Source organism: Ramlibacter sp. AN1015 (assembly GCF_037726105.1).
Lineage (GTDB): Bacteria > Pseudomonadota > Gammaproteobacteria > Burkholderiales > Burkholderiaceae_C > Ramlibacter.
Genome location: NZ_JBBJUM010000002.1, coordinates 279,175 through 299,682, shown reverse-complemented (window position 1 = coordinate 299,682; position 20,508 = coordinate 279,175). Strand labels below are relative to the sequence as shown.

At 69.6% G+C, this 20,508-nt stretch carries 10 protein-coding genes; all 10 read left to right on the top strand.

Translation table 11 applies throughout. The features are described from left to right. Positions 1-26: 26 nt before the first annotated feature. The 10 genes from aspS (at position 27) to WG922_RS04075 (ending at position 20,505) form a co-directional block, all read left to right on the top strand. Positions 27-1,829: an aspartate--tRNA ligase gene (aspS, locus tag WG922_RS04120; RefSeq protein ID WP_340280877.1), complete on the top strand. Its 1,803-nt coding sequence runs from the start codon at positions 27-29 to the stop codon at positions 1,827-1,829. 238 nt (positions 1,830-2,067) lie between these two features. Continuing rightward, positions 2,068-3,945 carry a 1,4-alpha-glucan branching protein GlgB gene (glgB, locus tag WG922_RS04115; protein ID WP_340280876.1) on the top strand — a complete coding sequence of 626 codons (1,878 nt, stop codon included), beginning with the start codon at positions 2,068-2,070 and terminating at the stop codon, positions 3,943-3,945. After that, a complete protein-coding gene (locus WG922_RS04110; RefSeq protein ID WP_340280875.1) occupies positions 3,938-5,986 on the top strand; it encodes an alpha-1,4-glucan--maltose-1-phosphate maltosyltransferase in 2,049 nt (682 codons plus the stop codon). Before glgB ends, WG922_RS04110 begins: the two co-directional genes overlap by 8 nt. A 16-nt stretch (positions 5,987-6,002) precedes the next feature. Further along, on the top strand, positions 6,003-9,332 hold the full coding sequence (treS, locus tag WG922_RS04105) for a maltose alpha-D-glucosyltransferase (protein WP_340280874.1): 3,330 nt from the start codon (positions 6,003-6,005) through the stop codon (positions 9,330-9,332). A gap of 16 nt (positions 9,333-9,348) precedes the next feature. Then, positions 9,349-10,137 (top strand): mechanosensitive ion channel family protein, encoded by a 789-nt coding sequence (locus tag WG922_RS04100; protein ID WP_340280873.1) that lies wholly within the window; start codon positions 9,349-9,351, stop codon positions 10,135-10,137. 3 nt (positions 10,138-10,140) lie between these two features. Next, positions 10,141-12,294, top strand: coding sequence for a glycogen debranching protein GlgX (gene glgX, locus WG922_RS04095; protein WP_340280872.1), 2,154 nt, complete (start codon positions 10,141-10,143; stop codon positions 12,292-12,294). A 5-nt stretch (positions 12,295-12,299) separates the two neighbouring features. Next, on the top strand, positions 12,300-14,174 hold the full coding sequence (gene treZ, locus WG922_RS04090) for a malto-oligosyltrehalose trehalohydrolase (RefSeq protein ID WP_340281166.1): 1,875 nt from the start codon (positions 12,300-12,302) through the stop codon (positions 14,172-14,174). Then, on the top strand, positions 14,167-19,266 hold the full coding sequence (locus WG922_RS04085) for a malto-oligosyltrehalose synthase (RefSeq protein ID WP_340280871.1): 5,100 nt from the start codon (positions 14,167-14,169) through the stop codon (positions 19,264-19,266). Before treZ ends, WG922_RS04085 begins: the two co-directional genes overlap by 8 nt. Before the next feature lie 25 nt (positions 19,267-19,291). After that, positions 19,292-19,777 carry a dihydroneopterin triphosphate diphosphatase gene (gene nudB / locus WG922_RS04080; protein ID WP_340280870.1) on the top strand — a complete coding sequence of 162 codons (486 nt, stop codon included), beginning with the start codon at positions 19,292-19,294 and terminating at the stop codon, positions 19,775-19,777. Then, entirely contained in the window at positions 19,774-20,505 is a 732-nt protein-coding gene (locus WG922_RS04075; RefSeq protein ID WP_340280869.1) for an endonuclease/exonuclease/phosphatase family protein, read from the top strand. The genes nudB and WG922_RS04075 overlap by 4 nt, the downstream gene beginning before the upstream one ends. Positions 20,506-20,508 lie beyond the last annotated feature (3 nt).

The window sequence follows — 20,508 nt, the reverse complement described above, 5'->3', positions numbered from 1 at the left end:
CCCCCGCGGCGCGGGAAGCTTCTTCCATGTCTAGCCAGAAAATGCGTACGACCTATTGCGGTCTCGTGACCGAGGCCCTGTTGGGCCAGACCGTGACCTTGTGCGGCTGGGTCAACCGCCGGCGTGACCATGGCGGCGTCATCTTCATCGACCTGCGCGACCGCGAAGGCTACGTGCAGATCGTCTGCGACCCCGATCGCCCGGAGATGTTCAAGGCCGCCGAGGGCCTGCGCAACGAATACTGCATCCAGGTCAAGGGCCTGGTGCGCGCGCGTCCGGCCGGCACCACCAACGAGGGGCTCAAGAGCGGCAAGATCGAGGTGCTGTGCCAGGAGCTCACCGTTCTGAACCCCTCGGTGACGCCGCCGTTCCAGCTCGACGACGAGAACCTCTCCGAGACCACGCGCCTGATGCACCGGGTGCTGGACCTGCGCCGCCCCTACATGCAGAACAACCTGATGCTGCGCTACAAGGTCTCGATGGAAGTGCGCAAGTTCCTCGACGCCAACGGGTTCATCGACATCGAAACGCCCATGCTCACCAAGAGCACGCCCGAAGGCGCGCGCGACTACCTCGTTCCCAGTCGCGTGCACGACGGCATGTTCTTCGCGCTGCCGCAGTCGCCCCAGCTGTTCAAGCAACTGCTCATGGTGGCGGGGTTCGACCGCTACTACCAGATCACCAAGTGCTTCCGCGACGAGGACCTGCGCGCGGACCGCCAGCCCGAATTCACCCAGATCGACGTCGAGACCTCCTTCCTCACCGAGGAGGAAATCCGCGAGATGTTCGAGGGCATGATCCGCAACACCTTCCGCAACGTGATCGGCGTCGATATGCCGGCTTTCCCCGTCATGACGCATGCCGACGCCATGCGCCTGTACGGCTCGGACAAGCCCGACCTGCGCGTCAAGCTCGAGTTCACCGAGCTGACCGACGTGATGAAGGAGGTCGATTTCAAGGTCTTCTCCGGCCCGGCCAACCAGCCCGACGGACGGGTGGTGGCGCTGCGCGTGCCCGGCGGCGGCGACATGAGCCGCGGCGAGATCGACGGCTACACCGAGTTCGTGAAGATCTACGGCGCCAAGGGCCTCGCCTGGATCAAGGTCAACGAAGCCGCCAAGGGCCGCGAGGGACTGCAGTCGCCGATCGTCAAGAACCTGCACGACGCGGCGATCGCCGAGGTGCTGGCGCGCACCGGTGCCCAGGACGGCGACCTGATCTTCTTCGGGGCCGACAAGGCCAAGGTGGTCAACGACGCCATCGGCGCCTTGCGCGTCAAGGTCGGGCACAGCGAGTTCGGCAAGTCCCGCGGGCTCGTCGAGGGCCAGTGGAAGCCGCTGTGGGTGGTCGATTTCCCGATGTTCGAGTACGACGACGACGCCCAGCGCTGGAACGCCGTGCACCACCCCTTCACCTCGCCCAAGGACGGTCACGAAGACTGGCTCGAGACCGACCCCGGCCGCTGCGTCGCCAAGGCCTACGACGCCGTGCTCAACGGCATCGAGCTGGGCGGAGGATCGGTGCGTATCCACCGCGAGGACGTGCAGAGCAAGGTGTTCCGCGCCCTGAAGATCGGCGCCGAGGAAGCGCAGGCGAAGTTCGGATTCCTGCTGGATGCGCTGCAGTACGGCGCGCCGCCGCACGGCGGCATCGCCATCGGCCTGGACCGCTTCGTCATGCTGATGACCGGGGCCGAGAGCCTGCGCGATGTGATCGCGTTCCCCAAGACCCAGCGCGCTCAGGACCTGCTCACCCAGGCGCCCGGCCCGGTGGACGAAAAGCAGCTGCGCGAGCTGCACATCCGGCTGCGCAACCCGCAGCCGGCCTGAGCGGAGGCGGCGCCCGCGCGCCGCTGCGGGCGCACCAAACCGGCGCGCGTCGGGTCGCCCTGCGCGCGCTGAGCGCCGCGTGCAGTTGCCGCGCGTACGGTCGCGCAGGCATCGCACCGGGCTTACCCCAGGGCCAGGCCGCAGCCCTCCTTCCCAGCAGCAGGTAGGACTGATTCTCTGCGCCGACAAGGCGCCCACGCACCCCGCTGTCGGTCGATCACTGCTAAGGTCGGTCGGCATGATTGGCTCCGACGACCTGTACTTCTTCCAGGAAGGCACGCACGCACGCCTGTACGACAAGCTCGGCTGCCATGTGCAGCAGGGCGGTGGTGCGCACTTCGCTGTCTGGGCGCCCAACGCGCGCGCGGTTTCCGTCATTGGCGAATGGAACGACTGGACGTCCGGCGCCGATGCGCTGCAGCCACGCGGTGATGGCAGCGGTATCTGGGAGGGCGTCGCGCCGCATGCGCAGCGGGGACAGACCTACAAGTACCGCATCTGGTCGCAATACGGCGGCTATGTGGTCGACAAGGCCGACCCCTTCGCCTTCCACGCCGAAGCCCCACCGGCCACCGGCTCGCGGGTCTGGAGCCTCGACTACCGCTGGCACGACCAGGACTGGATGGCCAACCGTGGGCCGCACAATGCCCACGACGCGCCGATGTCGATCTACGAGGTGCACCTCGGTTCGTGGCGCCGCCAGGACGGCAGCTTCCTCGGGTATCGCGACCTGGCGCACCAGTTGGCCGACTACGCACTGGAGATGGGTTTCACGCACGTCGAGCTGATGCCGGTCACCGAGCATCCGTTCTATGGCTCCTGGGGCTACCAGACGACCGGCTACTTCGCGCCCACCTGCCGCTACGGCACGCCGCAGGATTTCATGTACTTCGTCGATCACCTGCACCAGCGCGGCATCGGCGTGCTGCTGGACTGGGTGCCTTCGCATTTCCCGACCGACGAGCACGGCCTCGCGTACTTCGACGGCACCCACCTGTACGAACACTCCGACCCGCGCCAGGGTTTCCATCCCGAGTGGAGTTCGTGCATCTTCAATTACGGGCGCAACGAAGTGCGCAGCTTCCTGGTGTCCTCGGGCCTGTTCTGGCTGGACCGCTACCACATCGACGGGCTGCGCGTCGATGCGGTGGCTTCCATGCTGTACCTCGATTACGCGCGCCGCGACGGCGAGTGGATCCCCAACCGGCATGGCGGCCGCGAGAACCTCGAGGCCATCGAGTTCCTGCGCGTGCTCAATCGCGAGGCGTATCGTGCCTTCCCCGACACGGTGACCATCGCCGAGGAATCGACCGCCTGGCCCAACGTGTCGCGCCCGATCGAGATGGGCGGCCTGGGCTTCGGCATGAAGTGGAACATGGGCTGGATGCACGACGACCTGTCGTACATGCAGGAAGAACCGATCCATCGCCGCTACCACCACGGCAAGATGAGTTTCTCGATGGTGTACGCCTTCAACGAGAACTTCGTCCTGCCGCTCTCGCACGACGAGGTCGTCTACGGCAAGGGCTCGCTGCTCAACAAGATGCCGGGCGATCCCTGGCAGCAGTTCGCCAACCTGCGCGCCCTCTTCGGCTGGATGTGGAGCCACCCGGGCAAGAAGCTGCTGTTCATGGGCGGCGAGTTCGGCCAGCGCCGCGAATGGACGCACGAAGGCCAGCTCGACTGGTTCCTCGCCAACACGGAAGGCCACGGCGGACTGAAGTACTTCGTCTCCCAGCTGAATCACCTGTACCGCCAGTGCCCGGCGCTGTGGGAGGTCGATTTCGAGCCCTCCGGATTCGAGTGGCTGGTGGTCGACGATGCCGACCACAGCGTCTTCGCGTTCCTGCGCAAGCCCCGCCGGGGCGGACCGCCCGCGCTGGTGGTGAGCAACTTCACGCCCGTGCCCCGGCACGGCTACCGCATCGGGGTGCCGCGCGCCGGCCGCTGGCGCGAGGTCCTCAACAGCGACGCGCGCGAGTACGGCGGCTCCGGCATGGGCAACATGGGAGAGGCCGCAACCTCGCCCGTTCGTGCGCACGGCCACATGCACGCGCTGCACCTCACCTTGCCGCCCCTGTCCACGCTGATCCTGCAACCGTCCACCCATGCCTGACACCCGCGCCCTCGCACCCCAGCCGCCCGCACACCCCGACGGATTTGACGGGCGAGCCCGCGCCGTCATCGACGCCGTGCTGCCGGTGGTCGATGGCGGGCGCTTCCCCGTCAAGCGCATCGCCGGCGAGGCGGTGCGCGTGCACGCGCATGTCTTCACCGACGGCCACGACGTGGTGCGCGCGATGCTGCGCTGGCGCGCCGAACACGAGCCGGACGCCCAGGCGCGAGAGATTCCGATGCAGCCGCTGGGCAACGACGTCTGGGAAGCCAGCTTCGTGCCCCCCACCATCGGCCGCTACCGCTACACCGTGGTCGCGTGGGTCGATCCCTTCGAATCCTGGCACCACGAGATGGAGCGGCGCATCGAACCGCAGGACATCCGCATCGCCTCGCGCGTGGGCGCACAGGAAATCGCGGCCGCTGCCAAGCGCGCCAAGGGCGCCGACCGCAAGGCGCTGGAGGCCTGGGCCCGCGAACTCGACAAGGGTGGCAAGTCGGCCTCCAGCGACGCCGCCGCGCTCAAGGCCTGCGCGCTCGACGTCGAGCGGGCCGCACTCGCCGCGTGCTACCCGGACCGCAGCCTGGCGGTGCGCCACCCCGTCGATTTGCCGATGGTGGCCGAACGGCCGCGTGCGCGCTTCAGCACCTGGTACGAGCTGTTCCCGCGTTCGGCCAGTCTCGAGCCCGGGCGCCACGGCACCTTCCGCGACGTCGAGGCGCGCCTTCCGGCCATCGCCGACATGGGCTTCGACGTGCTGTACTTCCCGCCGATCCACCCCATCGGCCGCATCAATCGCAAGGGCAAGAACAACGCGCTGACCACCGTGGAGGGCGATGTCGGCAGCCCCTGGGCCATCGGTGCCGAGGAGGGTGGCCACAAGTCGATCCTGCCCGAGCTGGGCACTCCCGAGGACTTCCGCCGCCTGCGCGAGAAAGCCGAGGGGCTGGGTCTGGAGATCGCGCTCGACATCGCGTTCCAGTGCGCGCCGGACCACCCCTACGTCGAGCAGCATCCCGAATGGTTCCGCTGGCGGCCCGACGGCACCGTGCAGTACGCGGAGAACCCTCCGAAGAAGTACCAGGACATCTATCCGTTCAACTTCGAATCCGAGGACTGGCCTGCGCTGTGGACGGAGCTCAAGAGCGTGATCGATCACTGGATCGGCGAGGGCGTGAAGATCTTCCGCGTCGATAACCCGCACACCAAGGCCTTCGCCTTCTGGGAGTGGGCCATCACCGAGGTGCAGCGCGAGCACCCCGACGTGCTGTTCCTGTCGGAGGCCTTCACGCGGCCCAAGGTCATGCACCGGCTGGCCAAGCTCGGGTTCACGCAGTCCTACACCTACTTCACCTGGCGCAACACCAAGCAGGAGTTGACCGAGTACTTCACGGAGCTCAGCACGCCTCCCGGCGTGGACTACTTCCGCCCCAACGCCTGGCCGAACACGCCCGACATCCTGCACGCGCAGCTGCAGTCCGGCGAGATACCGGTGTTCATGTCGCGCCTGGTGCTGGCGGCCATGCTCTCGGCCAACTACGGCATCTACGGTCCGGCCTACGAGCTGCGCGAGCACCTGCCGCGCGGCCCCGGTGCCGAGGAGTACCTCGATTCGGAGAAGTACCAGCTGCGCACCTGGAACCACGACGACCCGCAAAGCCTTGCTCCCTTTATCACGCGCGTCAACCGCATCCGCCGCGCCAATCCGGCCCTGCAGGACATGCGCGTCCGCTTCCTGCACATCGACAACGACCAGCTCCTGGCCTGGGTCAAGACCTCGGAGGACGCCTCCAACGTGGTCGTCGTCGTGGTGAACCTCGATCCCTACCACACGCAGTCGGGCTGGCTGCACCTGGAGCCTTCGAGCATCGGCCTCGAACCGGGGCACTCGTTCGAAGTGCACGACCAGCTGAGCAACCAGTTTTTCCAGTGGGATGGCGAACGCCACTTCATCCGCATCGATCCGCACGCCGTCCCGGCACACGTCTTCGTCGTGCGGCGCCACGGCCGCGACGAACGCGACTTCGATTTCTTCTCGTGAAGGAGACACAGCACCCATGAGCGGCCCCGCACCCCAGCTCGCACTGGACAGTCCTGTCATCGAGGCAGGAGACGATCCGCTCTGGTATCGCGACGCCGTCATCTACCAGCTCAACGTCAAGGCCTTCTACGACTCCAACGGCGACGGCATGGGCGACTTCAAGGGCGTCACGGCCAAGCTCGACTACGTCAAGGACCTCGGCGTCAACACGATCTGGCTGATGCCGTTCTATCCCTCGCCGCTGCGTGACGACGGCTACGACATCGCCGCATACGAGGACGTGCACCCGCAATACGGCACCCTGGCCGACTTCCGCGAGATGCTGGACGAGGCGCACAAGCGCGGCCTGCGCGTGATCACCGAACTGGTGATCAACCACACCTCTGCCGACCACCCGTGGTTCCAGGCGGCGCGACGCGCTCCGCCCGGCTCGCCCGAGCGCGACTTCTACGTCTGGAGCGACACCGACCAGAAGTACCAGGGCACGCGCATCATCTTCACCGACACCGAGGTCTCCAACTGGAGCTGGGATCCGGTCGCCAAGGCCTACTACTGGCACCGCTTCTTCAGCCACCAGCCCGACCTGAACTACGACAACCCGGCGGTGCTGGAGGCGGTGTTCAAGGTGATGCGCTTCTGGCTGGACATGGGCGTGGACGGCTTCCGCCTCGACGCCATCCCCTACCTGGTCGAGCGCGACGGCACCAGCAACGAGAACCTGCCCGAGACGCACTCGGTCATCAAGAAGGTGCGCGCCGCCATCGACGCCAACTACAAGAACCGCTTTTTGCTGGCCGAGGCCAACATGTGGCCCGAGGACGTGCGCGAATACTTCGGCGACGGCGACGAGTGCCACATGGCCTACCACTTCCCGCTGATGCCGCGCATGTACATGTCCATCGCGCAGGAGGACCGCTACCCGATCGTCGAGATCATGCAGCAGACCCCCGAGATTCCGGAGGGCTGCCAGTGGGCCATCTTCCTGCGCAACCACGACGAGCTGACGCTGGAGATGGTCACCAGCCGCGAGCGCGACTACATGTACTCGATGTATGCGGCCGACCTGCGCGCGCGCATCAACCTGGGCATCCGCCGGCGCCTTGCGCCGCTGATGGAGAACGACCCCGACAAGATCAAGCTGATGAACGGCATGCTGCTGTCCATGCCGGGCTCGCCCATCATCTATTACGGCGACGAGCTGGGCATGGGCGACAACGTGTTCGTGGGCGACCGCAACGGCGTGCGCACGCCCATGCAGTGGAGCCCGGACCGCAACGCCGGCTTCTCGCGGGCCGATCCGCAGCGCCTGTACCTGCAGCCCATCATGGATCCGATGTACGGCTACGAGGTCATCAACGTCGAGTCGCAGGGGCGCTCGAGCAGTTCGCTGCTGAACTGGACCCGCCGCATGCTGGCCGTGCGCGCCACCAGCCACGCGTTCGGCCGCGGTCGGCGCACCTTCCTCAAGCCGGGCAACCGCAAGATCCTGGCCTACCTCACCGAGTACGAAGACGACACGCTGCTGTGCGTCTTCAACCTCGCGCGCGCCGCGCAGGCGGTCGAACTCGACCTCTCGGCCTTCCGCGGCCGGGTGCCGGTGGAGATGCTCGGGCGCTCCACCTTCCCGCCCATCGGCGAGTTGCCCTACCTGCTGACGCTGCCTTCCTATGGCTTCTACTGGTTCCGCCTCACGCAGGATGCGAACGCGCCCGCCTGGCACCAGGAAGACGTCACCCTGCAGGACCGTCCCACGCTGGTGCTGTTCGACGGCTGGACGAGTTTCTTCCGCGAGCAGGTCATGCCCTGGCGCATCGGCATGGCCGAGCGCATGCGTACGCAGCTCGAGACCGACACCCTGCCGCGCTTTCTCGAGATCCAGCGCTGGTACGCCTCCAAGGGCACGCCGATCACGCGGGCGCGCCTGTTCGACCAGGCCGTCTGGAACGACGGCACCCACAGCTGGATGCTGCCGCTGATGCAACTGGACGGGCCCGACGATGCCTCGCTCTATTTCGTTCCGCTGGCGCTCGCCTGGGAGGACATGGAGGAGGAGCGCACCCACCGGCTGCAGCCGGCGGCGCTCGCCAAGGTGCGCCAGCAGGCCAACGTCGGCGTGATGAGCGACGCCTTTCATGACGAGACCTTCTGCCGCGCCGTCATCTCCGCCATCGGCAGCGGCGCCGAGCTGCCCACGGCCCGCGGCCGGCTGGCGTTCCGGCCCACTGCGGTGTTCCGCGACCTGGTAGCCGACATCTCCAGCATGCCGGTCTCGCGCCCCCTGGGCATGAGCAGCAACACCGTGGTCACCATCGACGACACCTTGTTCCTCAAGGGCTACCGCCGCGTGCGCGAGGGCCTCAACCCCGAGTTGGAAATGGGGCGCTTCCTCACCGAGGTGGCGCACTATCCCAACTGCGTGCCGGTGCTCGGCGCGCTCGAATACCTCGGCGAGGGCGGCCGCGTCATGACGCTGGCGCTGGTGCAGTCGTATGTCGCCAGCCAGGGCGACGGCTGGGAGTACACCCTGGGCTACCTGGAGCGCCACCTCGAAGTCCTGCGCACCACCTCCAGCGATCCCGAACCCCCGGGGATGGCCCACGGCGGCTTCCTGGCGCTCGCGGCCACGCTGGGCCGACGCACGGGCGAGCTGCACCGCGCCCTGGCCACGCGCAGCGGCGACCCGGCGTTCGATCCCGAGCCGCTCGCCCCGGCGGACCGGCTCGCGATGCGCGACCGGGCCGCCGGCGAGGCGCGCGACACGCTGGAGCTGCTGCGCGCGCGCCTGGCCCAGTTGCCCGGGCCGGTGCACGAAGACGCCGAGGCGCTCCTTGCCCGCTCCGAAGAGCTGCTCGCGCGCATCGATGCGTTCGACGTGGAAAGCGCCGGCGGCATCAAGACCCGCTACCACGGTGACTACCACCTGGGCCAGGTGCTCGTCACCGGCAACGACTTCCTGGTCATCGACTTCGAGGGCGAGCCCGCACGCACCTTCGAGGAACGCCGCGCCAAGGGATCGGCCCTGCGCGACGTGGCGGGCATGCTGCGTTCGTTCAACTACGCGCGCTGGGCGGCCCTGCGCCGCATCGCCCGCAGCGCGAGCGAGGTCGAGCGGCTGGCCCCGGTGGCGCGCGACTGGGAACTCGCCACCCGCGAAGCCTTTTTCGGCGCTTATGCCGAGACGGTGGGCGGCGCGCAGGGCGGTGGCATCGACGCCTCCATGCTGCGGCTGCTGGAGCTGGAGAAGGCCCTGTACGAGGTGCGCTACGAGCTGAACAATCGCATCGACTGGCTGCAGGTGCCGCTGCAAGGCATCCTGGCGCTGCTCGACCGACGCGATCCGCAATAACAAACAAGGAGCGGCCATGGACCGTTTAGGAATCTCACTCGAGCCGGCGCGCGCGTTCCTGCTCCAGGTCGTCGCCTTCCTGCCGCGCCTGCTCGGCGCCGTGGTGGTGGTCGTGGTCGGCTGGCTGCTGGCCAAGGCGGCGCGCTTCGCCGTCGAACGGGGGCTGCGCGCGATCAACTTCCACGTGCTCACCGAGCGCGCCGGGCTGGACAACTTCCTGCGTCAGGGCGGCGCACGCAGCGACACCACGGCGCTGGTGGCGCTGCTGGTCTACTGGCTCATCATCCTGGCCAGCCTCATGGTGGCGACCAACGGCATGGGGTTCGACTACCTGGCCGACCTGCTCGCGCGCATCGTGTGGTTCGTGCCGAACGTCTTCGTGGCGCTGCTGGTGCTGGCCTTCGGCGCCTACTTCGCCCGCTTCGTCGGGGACACCACCACCGGCTACTTCCGCAGCATCAAGGTGCAGGACGCCGAACTGCTCGGGCGCATCGCGCACTACGCGGTGCTGCTGTTCGTCATCCTGATCGCCCTCGACCAGGTGAACCTGGGCGGCAACATCGTCTTCTACAGCTTCCTCCTCATCCTCGGGGGCGTGGTCCTGGCGCTGGCGCTCGCCTTCGGCCTCGGAGGGCGCGAGTGGGCCGCCGAGCGGCTCGAACACTGGTGGCCCAGCGAGCGGCTGCGCGACCCACGGCGCAATTCCCTGCAGGACCCCCTGCGCGATCCGCTCGATGGCCGCGGGCGCGGCTCCGCATCGGGTGCGGACAGCGCCGGGCGTCGGCCTCCTGGCGGCGAGCTGTAAGCGATGAGCCCCTTCGACCGCATCAACGAAGTCTGGCCAGGCAAGCCCTATCCGCGTGGGGCCACCTGGGACGGGCAGGGCGTGAATTTCGCGCTCTTCTCGCACAACGCCGAGCGCGTCGAACTGTGCCTGTTCGACCCGGCCGGCCGCCACGAGCAGCAGCGCATCGACATCCGCGAGCGCACCGCCGACGTCTGGCACTGCTACCTGCCGCAGGCGCGGCCCGGCCTGGCCTACGGCTGGCGCGTCTTCGGGCCCTACCAACCCGAGCAGGGGCATCGCTTCAACCCGCACAAGGTCCTGCTCGACCCCTATGCCAAGGACCTCGTCGGCCCGCTGCGATGGAGCGACGCGCTCTACGGCTACACGGTCGGCTCCAAGCGCCAGGACCTGTCCTTCGACAAGCGCGACAACGCGGCGCTGGTGCCGAAGGCGCGCGTGACCGACTCGGCCTTTTCCTGGAACGGCGATCGCCGTCCCTCGGTGCCGTGGCAGGACATGGTGATCTACGAGATGCACGTGCGCGGCTTCACCATGCGCCACCCGGACGTGCCGCCCAAGCTGCGCGGCACCTACGCCGGCCTGAGCTGCGCGCCGGTGCTCGACTACCTGCGCCGGCTGGGCGTGACCACCATCGAGCTGCTGCCGGTGCACAGCTTCATCGACGACCGGCACCTGGTGGAGAAGGGCCTGCGCAACTACTGGGGCTACAACTCGCTGGGCTATTTCGCGCCCGAGATGCGCTACAGCGCGACGGGACGCATCTACGAGTTCAAGTCGATGGTGCGCACGCTGCACTCGGCCGGCTTCGAGGTCATCCTCGACGTGGTCTACAACCACACCTGCGAGGGCAACCACCTGGGCCCCACGCTCTCCCTTCGGGGCATCGACAACGCCTCCTACTACATCCTGCAGGACGAGAACCGCCGCTACTACGACGACTTCACCGGCTGCGGCAACACGGTGAACCTGGAGAACCCGCACGCGCTGCAACTCGTCATGGACTCGCTGCGCTACTGGGTCGAGGAAATGCACATCGACGGCTTCCGCTTCGACCTGGCCTCGGCACTGGCGCGCGAGTCGGGCAAGGTGGAGAACCTCAGCGGCTTCTTCAACGCCATCCGTCAGGACCCGGTGCTCAATCAGGTCAAGCTCATCGCCGAGCCCTGGGACCTCGGCCACGGCGGCTACCAGGTCGGCAACTTCCCCGCCGGCTGGTCCGAGTGGAACGATCGCTACCGCGACGCCATGCGCGGCTTCTGGCGCGGAGATCCGGGCCTGCTGGGCGAAGTCGCGCGCCGGCTCACCGGCTCGGAGGACTTCTACGGCTGGTCGGGCCGCCGGCCCTACGCCAGTATCAACTTCATCACCGCCCACGACGGCTTCACCCTGCACGACCTCGTCTCCTACAACGACAAGCACAACGAGGCCAACGGCGAGGACAACCGCGACGGCCACAGCCACAACCTCTCGTGGAACCACGGGGTCGAGGGCCCGACCGACGACCCCGGTATCCGGGCGCTGCGCGAGCGGCAGAAGCGCAACCTGCTGGCCACGCTGCTGCTGTCCCAGGGCGTGCCGATGCTGCTCGCCGGTGACGCCCGCGGCCACTCCCAGAACGGCAACAACAACGCCTACTGCCAGGACACCGAGCTGAGCTGGATCGACTGGGAAGCCGGTGAGGGCGCGGGGGAGGGGGAGGGCAGCCTCACCGACTTCGTGGCGGGGCTGATCGCGCTGCGTCGCGCGCATCCGATGTTCCGCCGCCGCGACTTCTTCAGCGGCAAGCCGCTCGATGGCGACGAGGTCAAGGACGTGGTGTGGCTGCGACCGGACGGCGGCGAGATGACACCCGAAGACTGGAACCACGGCGAGAACCGCTGCGTCGGCATGATGTTGTCCGGCCGCGGCATCACCGACCTGGGACCCCGCGGCGAGCGAGAGCGCGACGACGACTTCCTGCTGCTGCTGAACGCGCATCCGGAAGACCGGCAGTTCGCCTTGCCTGCAGCGTCCGGGCGGCCCTGGCGCGTCCTGATCGATACGGTGCGACCCGAAGTTGGATCTGGTAACCCACCGCCGCTGGAAAATCAGGAACACTGCGCGCTCCAGGGCCGTTCGCTGGTCCTGCTCAGTCGATCCAGGAGCCCTGATTGAAGCGAATGCATGACATGCCGTTCGGCGCACGGCTGCAACCGGGGGGCGGCGTCGAATTCAGGTTGTGGGCACCGAGCCAGGAGGGCGTGCAACTGGAGCACGACACGGCCACGGCCGGCGGCGCACCGCGCCTGCACCCGATGGTGCGCGACGCGCAGGGCTGGCACCGGCTGACCCTCGCGCAGGCCGGCGCCGGCGATGCCTACCGCTTCGTGCTGCGCGACGGCCTGCGCGCGCCTGATCCCGCCTCCCGCTTCAACCCAGACGACGTGCACGGCCCCAGCCGGGTGATCGATCCGGGCAGCTACGCGTGGCAGGACGCAGCCTGGCGCGGCCGCCCCTGGCACGAGGCCGTGGTCTACGAAATGCACCTGGGCACTTTCACGCGCGAAGGCACGTATGCCGCGGCGCGCGAGCGCTTGCCCGACCTGCTGGACCTGGGCGTCACGGCCATCGAGCTCATGCCGCTGGCCGACTTCCCGGGACAGCGCGGATGGGGCTACGACGGCGTGCTGCAGTTCGCGCCCGAGGCGAGCTACGGCACGCCCGACGAGCTCAAGGCCTTGGTGGACGCAGCCCACGCGCTCGGCCTCATGGTGCTGGTGGACGTGGTCTACAACCACTTCGGCCCGGAGGGCAACTACCTGCACGCGTACTGTCCGGAGTTCTTCAACCCGGCGCACCAGACGCCCTGGGGCTCGGCCATCAACTACGACGGCGAGCACGCGCGCACGGTGCGCGACTTCTTCGTCCACAACGCGCTCTACTGGATCGAGGAGTTCCACTGCGATGGCCTGCGCATGGACGCCGTGCACGCCATCCGGGACGACTCTGCGCGCCACATCGTCACGGAGATCTGCGAAGCGGTGCAGGCCGGGCCCGGGCAACAGCGCCAGGTGCACATCGTGCTCGAGAACGACGCCAACCAGGCCCGCTTCCTGGAGCGCGAGGCCGACGGCCGCCCGCGTGCCGCCACGGCCCAGTGGAACGACGACCTGCACCACGCTGTGCATGTGCTCACCACCGGCGAGACCGACGGCTACTACGCGGACTACGCCGACGACCCGGCAGCCGGTTTCGCCAGGGCGCTCGCGCAGGGCTACATCTACCAGGGGCAGCCCAGCGCGTTCCGTGAGGGCGAGGCCCGGGGCGAGCCGTCGGGGCACCTGCCGCTGTCGGCATTCGTGTCCTACCTGCAGACCCATGACCAGGTCGGCAACCGTGCCTTCGGCGACCGCATCCACAGCCTGGCAGACCCGCTGCTGCTGGAGGCGGCGCACGCCTGCGTGCTGCTGTCGCCGCACGTGCCCATGCTGTTCATGGGCGAGGAATACGCCGCGTCCACGCCGTTCCAGTATTTCTGCGACTTCGGCCCCGAGCTGGCCGAGGCCGTTTCGCGCGGCAGGCGCGAAGAGTTCGGCCGCTTCGCTGCGTTCCGCGACGAGGCCGCGCGCTCGCGCATCCCCGACCCGAACGCGCCGGCGACCTTCACCGCATCCACCCTGCGCTGGCAGGAGCGCGGCGAAGGCGAACACGCGCGCGTGTTCACGCGCATGCGCGAGCTGCTGCAGCTGCGCCAGCGCGCGCTGGTTCCGTGGTTCGCCCAAGGCTGTTGCGCGGGGCAGTGGGAATGCGCCGATGCACGTCTTTCCGTTCGCTGGACGCTCGGCACGGCAGGCGCGCCCGCGGGCACCCTGCACCTGCTCGCCCACTTCGGCGCGCAGCCGACCGAGATCGCGGCGCCGCCCGGGCGGCTGCTGTACCGCGAGCGCGCCTCGGATGCGGCCGACGGCCGGCTGCGGCTGGAGCGCGGCGCGGTCTGCCTGATCCTCGATGCCGGCGTCGATGCCACGCACGCAGAGGGCGGCAGCGGTGTCTGAGGGCGAGGGAGGGATCGATCGCGGCGCGCTCGAACGGCTCTGCGCGCACTTCGGCATCGCGCCGGACTACCAGGACATCTGGGGCCAGCGGCACCAGGTCGCGCCCGGGCACCTCGCGGCGCTGCTCGCAGCGTTCGGCGTGGATACGCAGGCCCCCGGTGGCGCCGGACAGGCGCTGGCCGACGCCGGACGGGCTGCCTGGGCCGAAGTGCTGCCGCCGGTGGTGGCACTGGAGGCGGGCCGCGGCCACTGGTCGGTGCCGCTGCGCCTGCCGCCGGCGTGGGAGCGCGTGCGCTGGCGCGTGGTCGAAGAAGGCGGTGCCGTGCACGAAGGCGAGGCCGCGCTGCGCGAGCTGCCCCAGACGGGCGCGGGCGAGGGGCCCGACGGCCCGCGCGTCGAGCGCCGCCTGCACATCGCCCCGGGCCTGCCGGCCGGCTACCACACGCTGAGCGTCGAGGGGCAGGGTGCCGGCAGCCGCATCGTCGCTGCGCCGCCCCGGTGCTGGCGCCCGACCGCCCTCGAAGGCGAGGGCAAGGTGTGGGGCCCGGCGGTGCAGCTGTACGCGCTGCGCTCGCGGCGCAACTGGGGCATCGGCGACTTCACCGACCTCGCCGTCCTGGTGGCGCGCGCCGCCGAGCGCGGCGCCGGCATCCTGGGGCTGAACCCGCTGCACGCACTGTTTCCGCACAACCCGGCGCACCTGAGCCCCTACAGCCCGTCGTCGCGCCGGCACCTGAACGTTCTGTACATCGACGTCGAGGCGGCCGCCGGATTCGAGGACGCCCAGGAGGCACGCCAGCGGGTGCGCTCGCCGGCCTTCCAGGCGCGCCTCGCGCGGCTGCGCGACATGTCGCTGGTCGATTACCCGGGCGTCGCCGCTGCCAAGTTCGAGGTGCTCGAGCTGGTCTGGGCGGACTTCCGGGCACGGCGCCTGGACGACGACCTGGGGAGCGCCCGCGACGCGCTGGGCGACGAATTCCTGGCATTCGTGCGCGAAGGCGGATCGTCCCTGTACCTGCACGCGCTGTTCGAAGCGCTGCAGGCGCATTTCCATGCGCAGAACCCCGAGGTCTGGGGCTGGCCCGTATGGCCCGAAGGCTGGCGCGACCCCGAGGCCCCAGAGGTGCGCGAGTTCGCGGCGCGCCACCTCGACCGGGTGCGCTACCACCAGTTCCTGCAGTGGCAGGCACGGCGCCAGCTCGCGCACACCGGCCGGCTGGCGCACGCGCGCGGCATGGGGGTGGGGCTGTATCTCGACCTGGCGGTGTCCGTCGATCGGGCCGGCTCCGACACCTGGAGCGCGCGCGACTGCTTCGCGCTCGATGCCGGCGCCGGTGCGCCGCCCGACGAGTTCAACGCGCAGGGCCAGGGCTGGGGCCTGCCGCCGCTGAATCCGCACAAGCTGCGCGCGCGCGGCTACGACCTGTTCATCGATGCCCTGCGGGCCAACATGCGCGGCGCCGGTGCGCTGCGCATCGACCACGTCATGGGCCTGATGCGCCTGTTCTGCATCCCGCCGGGCCTGTCGCCGCGCGAGGGTGCGTATGTCCACTACCGGCTCGACGAGCTGCTGGCGATCGTCGCCCTGGAAAGCCAGCGCAACCAGTGCATGGTGATCGGCGAAGACCTGGGCACCGTGGCCGACGAAGTGCGCAACGGCCTCGGCCGCGCGGGCGTGCTGTCGTACCGGCTGCTGTATTTCGAACGCGGTGACGGTGGCGACTTCAAGCCGCCGGCCGACTACCCCGCGCAGGCGCTGGTGGCCGTGAGCACCCACGACCTGCCGACCCTGGCGGGCTGGTGGGCCGGGCACGACCTGCGCGTGCGCGAGCAGCTGGGGCTGTTCCCCACGCGCGAGCTGATGGAGCGGCAGCTGCTCGAACGCGCGCAGGACCGCATCCGGCTGCTGCTGGCCGTGCAGCGCGAAGGCCTGCTGCAGGCGTCCGACGTGGCCGTTGCCGCCGGCACGCAGCGGCTCGAGCCCTCGGTGGTCCATGCCATCCACACCTGGCTGGCGCGTGCGCCGTCGGCGGTGATGATGGTGCAGTTCGAGGACGTGCTCGGCATGCTCGAACAGGCCAACCTGCCCGGCACGGTGGACCAGCACCCCAACTGGCGGCGCAAGCTGACCGTGGCGGTGGAAGACCTGGCCGGCCGGCCGGGCTGGCAGGACCTCTCGGCCAGCCTTGCGGCGCAGCGTCCGCGCCACCGTCCGGCCGATGCGGCGCGCGCCTGCCAGGCCCGGGTGCCGCGCGCCACGTACCGGCTGCAACTGCACAAGGACTTCGGCTTCGACGATGCGGTGCGCATCCTGCCCTACCTCGACCGCCTCGGCGTGAGCCACGTCTACTGCTCGCCGGTGCAGCGTGCGCGCGCCGGCAGCACCCACGGCTACGACGTCGTGGCGCACGACGAGATCAATCCCGAACTCGGCGGCGAAGACGGGCTGCGGCGGCTCATCGCCGCGCTGCGCGAGCGCGGCATGGGGCTGCTGCTGGACATGGTCCCCAACCACATGGGCGTCTGGGGCCAGGACAACGCCTGGTGGCTGGACGTGCTGGAGAACGGCCCGGCCTCGCTGTATGCGCAGCATTTCGACATCGACTGGCGGCCGCTGAACCGCGAGCTCACCGGCAAGCTGCTGGTGCCGCTGCTGGGCGACCATTACGGCGACGTGCTCGAGCGCGGCGACCTGGTGCTGCGCCTGGAGGAGGGCCGCGGCGCGCTCTCGCTCGCCTACTACGAGCACCGCCTGCCGCTCGCGCCGGAGACCTACCCCGCGGTGCTGTCGCGCGCCGAAGCCCGCCTCGAAGACCTCGACCTCGCGGCCCGGCTGGCCAGCATCGCCGCCGCATTCGGCCACCTGCCCGCGCGCGACGCCGAGGGCGAGGACGAGCGCATCGAGCGCGACCGCGACAAGGAGCTGCTCAAGGCGCGGCTGGCGCGGCTGCTGCAGCGCGAACCCGAAGTGGCCCGCGCGGTCGAGGCCGCGGTCGCCGAACTCAACGATTCGTCCCGCCGGGACGAGCTGCACGCGCTCATCGACGCGCAGGCCTGGAGGCCCGCCTACTGGCGCGTCGCGGCCGACGAGATCAACTACCGCCGGTTCTTCGAGATCGGCGACCTGGCGGCGCTGCGCATGGAGCGCGACGAGGTGTTCGAGGCCACGCAGTCGTTCGCGCTGCAACTCGCCGCCGAGGGCGCGGTGGACGGCCTGCGCATCGACCACCCCGACGGCCTCTACGATCCGGCGCGCTACTTCCGCATGCTGCAGGAGGGCTATGCCACGCGGGCCGGGCTCGACCTGCCCGAGCGCGACGCCGGCGGCCGCCCCTGCCGCCCGCTCTACGTGGTGGCCGAGAAGATCGCCGCCAGCCACGAGGACGTGCCCGAGGACTGGCACGTGCACGGCACCACCGGCTACCGCTTCGCCAACGTGGTCAACGGGGTGCTGGTCGATACCGCCGCCGAAGACCGCTTCGTGCAGATCTGGCAGCGCTTCACGGGCGAGCGCAGGCCGTTCGACGAGGTCGCGCGCGAGGCCAAGATCGACATCATGCGCACGGCACTGGCCTCCGAGCTCACGGTGCTCGCCACCGAGCTGCTGCGCATCGCACGGCGCCACCGCCGCACCCGCGACTACACCTTCAACAGCCTGCGCCGCTCGCTGGCCGAGGTGGTCGCCTGCCTGCCGGTCTACCGCACCTACGTGGTCGATGGCCCCTCGGTGCAGGACCGCCGTTACGTCGAGTGGGCGGTCGAGGAAGCGATGGGCCGCAGCGAGGACGCCGACCTGTCGGTGTTCGGCTTCATCCGCCAGTGCATGCTGGGCCAGAGCCTGCCCGACGCCTCGCACGAGCTGCTCGCGCGGGTGCGGCGCTTCGCCATCCGCATCCAGCAGTTCTGCTCGCCGGTCGCCGCCAAGGGCGTCGAGGACACCGCCTTCTACCGCTGGTTTCCGCTGTCCTCGCTCAACGAGGTCGGAGGCGAGCCGGCGCAGTTCGGCATGACCGTAGCTGCGTTCCACCAGGCGAGCGCCGACCGCGCGCGGCGCTGGCCGCACACCATGCTGGCCACGGCCACCCACGACCACAAGCGGTCGGAGGACGTGCGCAACCGCATCGACGTGCTCTCCGAGATGCCCGCCGCGTGGCGGCTGGCGCTGCGGCGCTGGCGCGCGGTGAACCGCCCGCTGCGCGAGAGCCTGCGGGCCGCCGGCGCGCCCGAGGACGCGCCCAGCGCCGCCGACGAGTACCTGCTCTACCAGACCCTGCTGGGAACCTGGCCGCTCGAAGGCCCGGGGCCGGACTACGCCGGACGCATCGTCGACTACATGCGCAAGGCCGCGCGCGAGGCCAAGGTGCGCACCCGCTGGACCAAACCGGACGAGGGCTACGAGAACGCGCTGGCCGCGTTCGTCGAAGGCGCGCTGGCGCCGGGGCAGCAGGGCACCTTCCTGGCCGAACTGCACGCGATGGCGCAGCAGCTCGCCTGGTTCGGCGCGCTCAACAGCCTCAGCAGCACGCTGGTCAAGCACGCCTCACCGGGCGTGCCGGACACCTACCAGGGCCATGAGGTCGTGAGCCTCACGCTGGTCGATCCCGACAACCGGCGGCCGGTCGATTACCCCGCGCTCGCACGCATGCTCGACGAGCTCGCAGCGGCGGGCGACGCGCTGCCGCCGGGGCTCGCCGCCACGCCCGGCGACGGTCGCGCCAAGCTGTGGATCGCCTGGCGGCTGCTGGGCCTGCGGCGGCGCGATCCGGCGCTGTTCGAGCGCGGCGACTACCAACCGCTGGACGCGACCGGCACGCGGGCGGCCAACGTGCTGGCCTTCGCGCGCCGCCACGAGGGGCGCATGCTCGTCACCATCGCCGGACGGCTGTGGTCGCAGCTGCCCTGCGATGCCGGAACGCCGCCGGTGGGCTCGGCGGCCTGGGGCGACACCACCGTCGATGTTGCAGGCCTGCCCGACGGCGCGCGGCTGACCAGCGTCCTCGACGGTGCCGAGTTCGTCGTTCGGGAGGGTCGCATCGCACTGGCCGAGGCCTTCGCGCGGCTGCCTGCCTGCGCACTGCTCTGGGCCCCCTAAACTGCCGCACCAGGAGGTGCGTGCCGTGCAGACCATCGCCGGGGCTGCGGCCCGGCCGTTCAAGATTCCCGAGTCGGTGCTGGTGGTGGTGCATACGCCCGCGCTCGAGGTGCTCCTGATCAACCGTGCCGATGCGCCCGGCTTCTGGCAGTCGGTCACCGGCAGCAAGGACACGGCGTGCGAGGACCTGCGCCAGACGGCCGCCCGCGAGGTGTGGGAAGAGACCGGCATCGCCTGCGGGCCCGGCTCCGAGCTCGACGGGGCGCTGCGTGACTGGGGCCTGGTGAACGTCTACGACATCTACCCCCAGTGGCTGCACCGCTATGCACCCGGCACCACGCGCAATACCGAGCATCTGTTCGGCTTGTGCGTTCCGGCGGGCACGCCGGTGGTGCTGAACCCACGCGAGCACAGCGCCTTCCGCTGGCTGCCCTGGCGCGAGGCGGCCGACGCCTGCTTCTCGCCGTCCAACGCCGAAGCCATCCTCTTGCTGCCAGAATTCCGGCGATGACCGAAGTCCTCCGGGTGGCGACCTACAACATCCACAAGGGCGTGCAGGGGATCGGGCCGGCGCGGCGGCTGGAGATCCACAACCTGGGCCATGCCGTCGAGCAGCTCGATGCCGATCTCGTCTGCCTGCAGGAGGTGCGGCGGCTGCACCGCCGCCAGTCCGCCTGGTTCAAGCGCTGGCCCGAGCTGCCGCAGGCCGAGTTTCTGTGTCCCGAGGGCTATCAGGCCGTCTACCAGACCAACGCCTTCACCCGCCACGGCGAGCACGGCAACGCGCTGCTCTCGCGCTGGCCGGTGGTATCGCACGGCCACGAAGACATGTCCGACCACCGCTTCGAGCAGCGCGGCCTGCTGCACGTGCACGTGCAGGTCGAAGATCGGCCGGTGCACGTGGTGGTGGTGCACCTCGGGCTCATCGCCGGCAGCCGGCTGCGCCAGGTGCAGCACCTGTCGCGCTTCATCGCGCGCGAGGTGCCCGAGGGCGAACCGCTGCTGGTGGCCGGCGATTTCAACGACTGGGGCGGCAAGCTGCGCGAGCCGATGAAGGCGCTGGGGCTGCGCGACTGCGACTGGCTCAGCGGGCTGACCTATCCCTCGCGCCTGCCCTTGGCGCAGCTCGACTTCATCTACGCGCGCGGCCTGCGGCCACTGAACCTGATGGTGCCGCGCGGGCGCATCTGGTGGCGCATGTCCGACCACCTGCCCCTCATCGCGGAGTTCGGCCTGTAGGGC

Coding starts and splice junctions, on each gene's coding strand:
- aspS (WP_340280877.1), top strand. CDS start 27: ATGTCTAGCCAGAAAATGCGTACGACCTATTGCGGTCTCGTGACCGAG.
- glgB (WP_340280876.1), top strand. CDS start 2,068: ATGATTGGCTCCGACGACCTGTACTTCTTCCAGGAAGGCACGCACGCA.
- WG922_RS04110 (WP_340280875.1), top strand. CDS start 3,938: ATGCCTGACACCCGCGCCCTCGCACCCCAGCCGCCCGCACACCCCGAC.
- treS (WP_340280874.1), top strand. CDS start 6,003: ATGAGCGGCCCCGCACCCCAGCTCGCACTGGACAGTCCTGTCATCGAG.
- WG922_RS04100 (WP_340280873.1), top strand. CDS start 9,349: ATGGACCGTTTAGGAATCTCACTCGAGCCGGCGCGCGCGTTCCTGCTC.
- glgX (WP_340280872.1), top strand. CDS start 10,141: ATGAGCCCCTTCGACCGCATCAACGAAGTCTGGCCAGGCAAGCCCTAT.
- treZ (WP_340281166.1), top strand. CDS start 12,300: ATGCATGACATGCCGTTCGGCGCACGGCTGCAACCGGGGGGCGGCGTC.
- WG922_RS04075 (WP_340280869.1), top strand. CDS start 19,774: ATGACCGAAGTCCTCCGGGTGGCGACCTACAACATCCACAAGGGCGTG.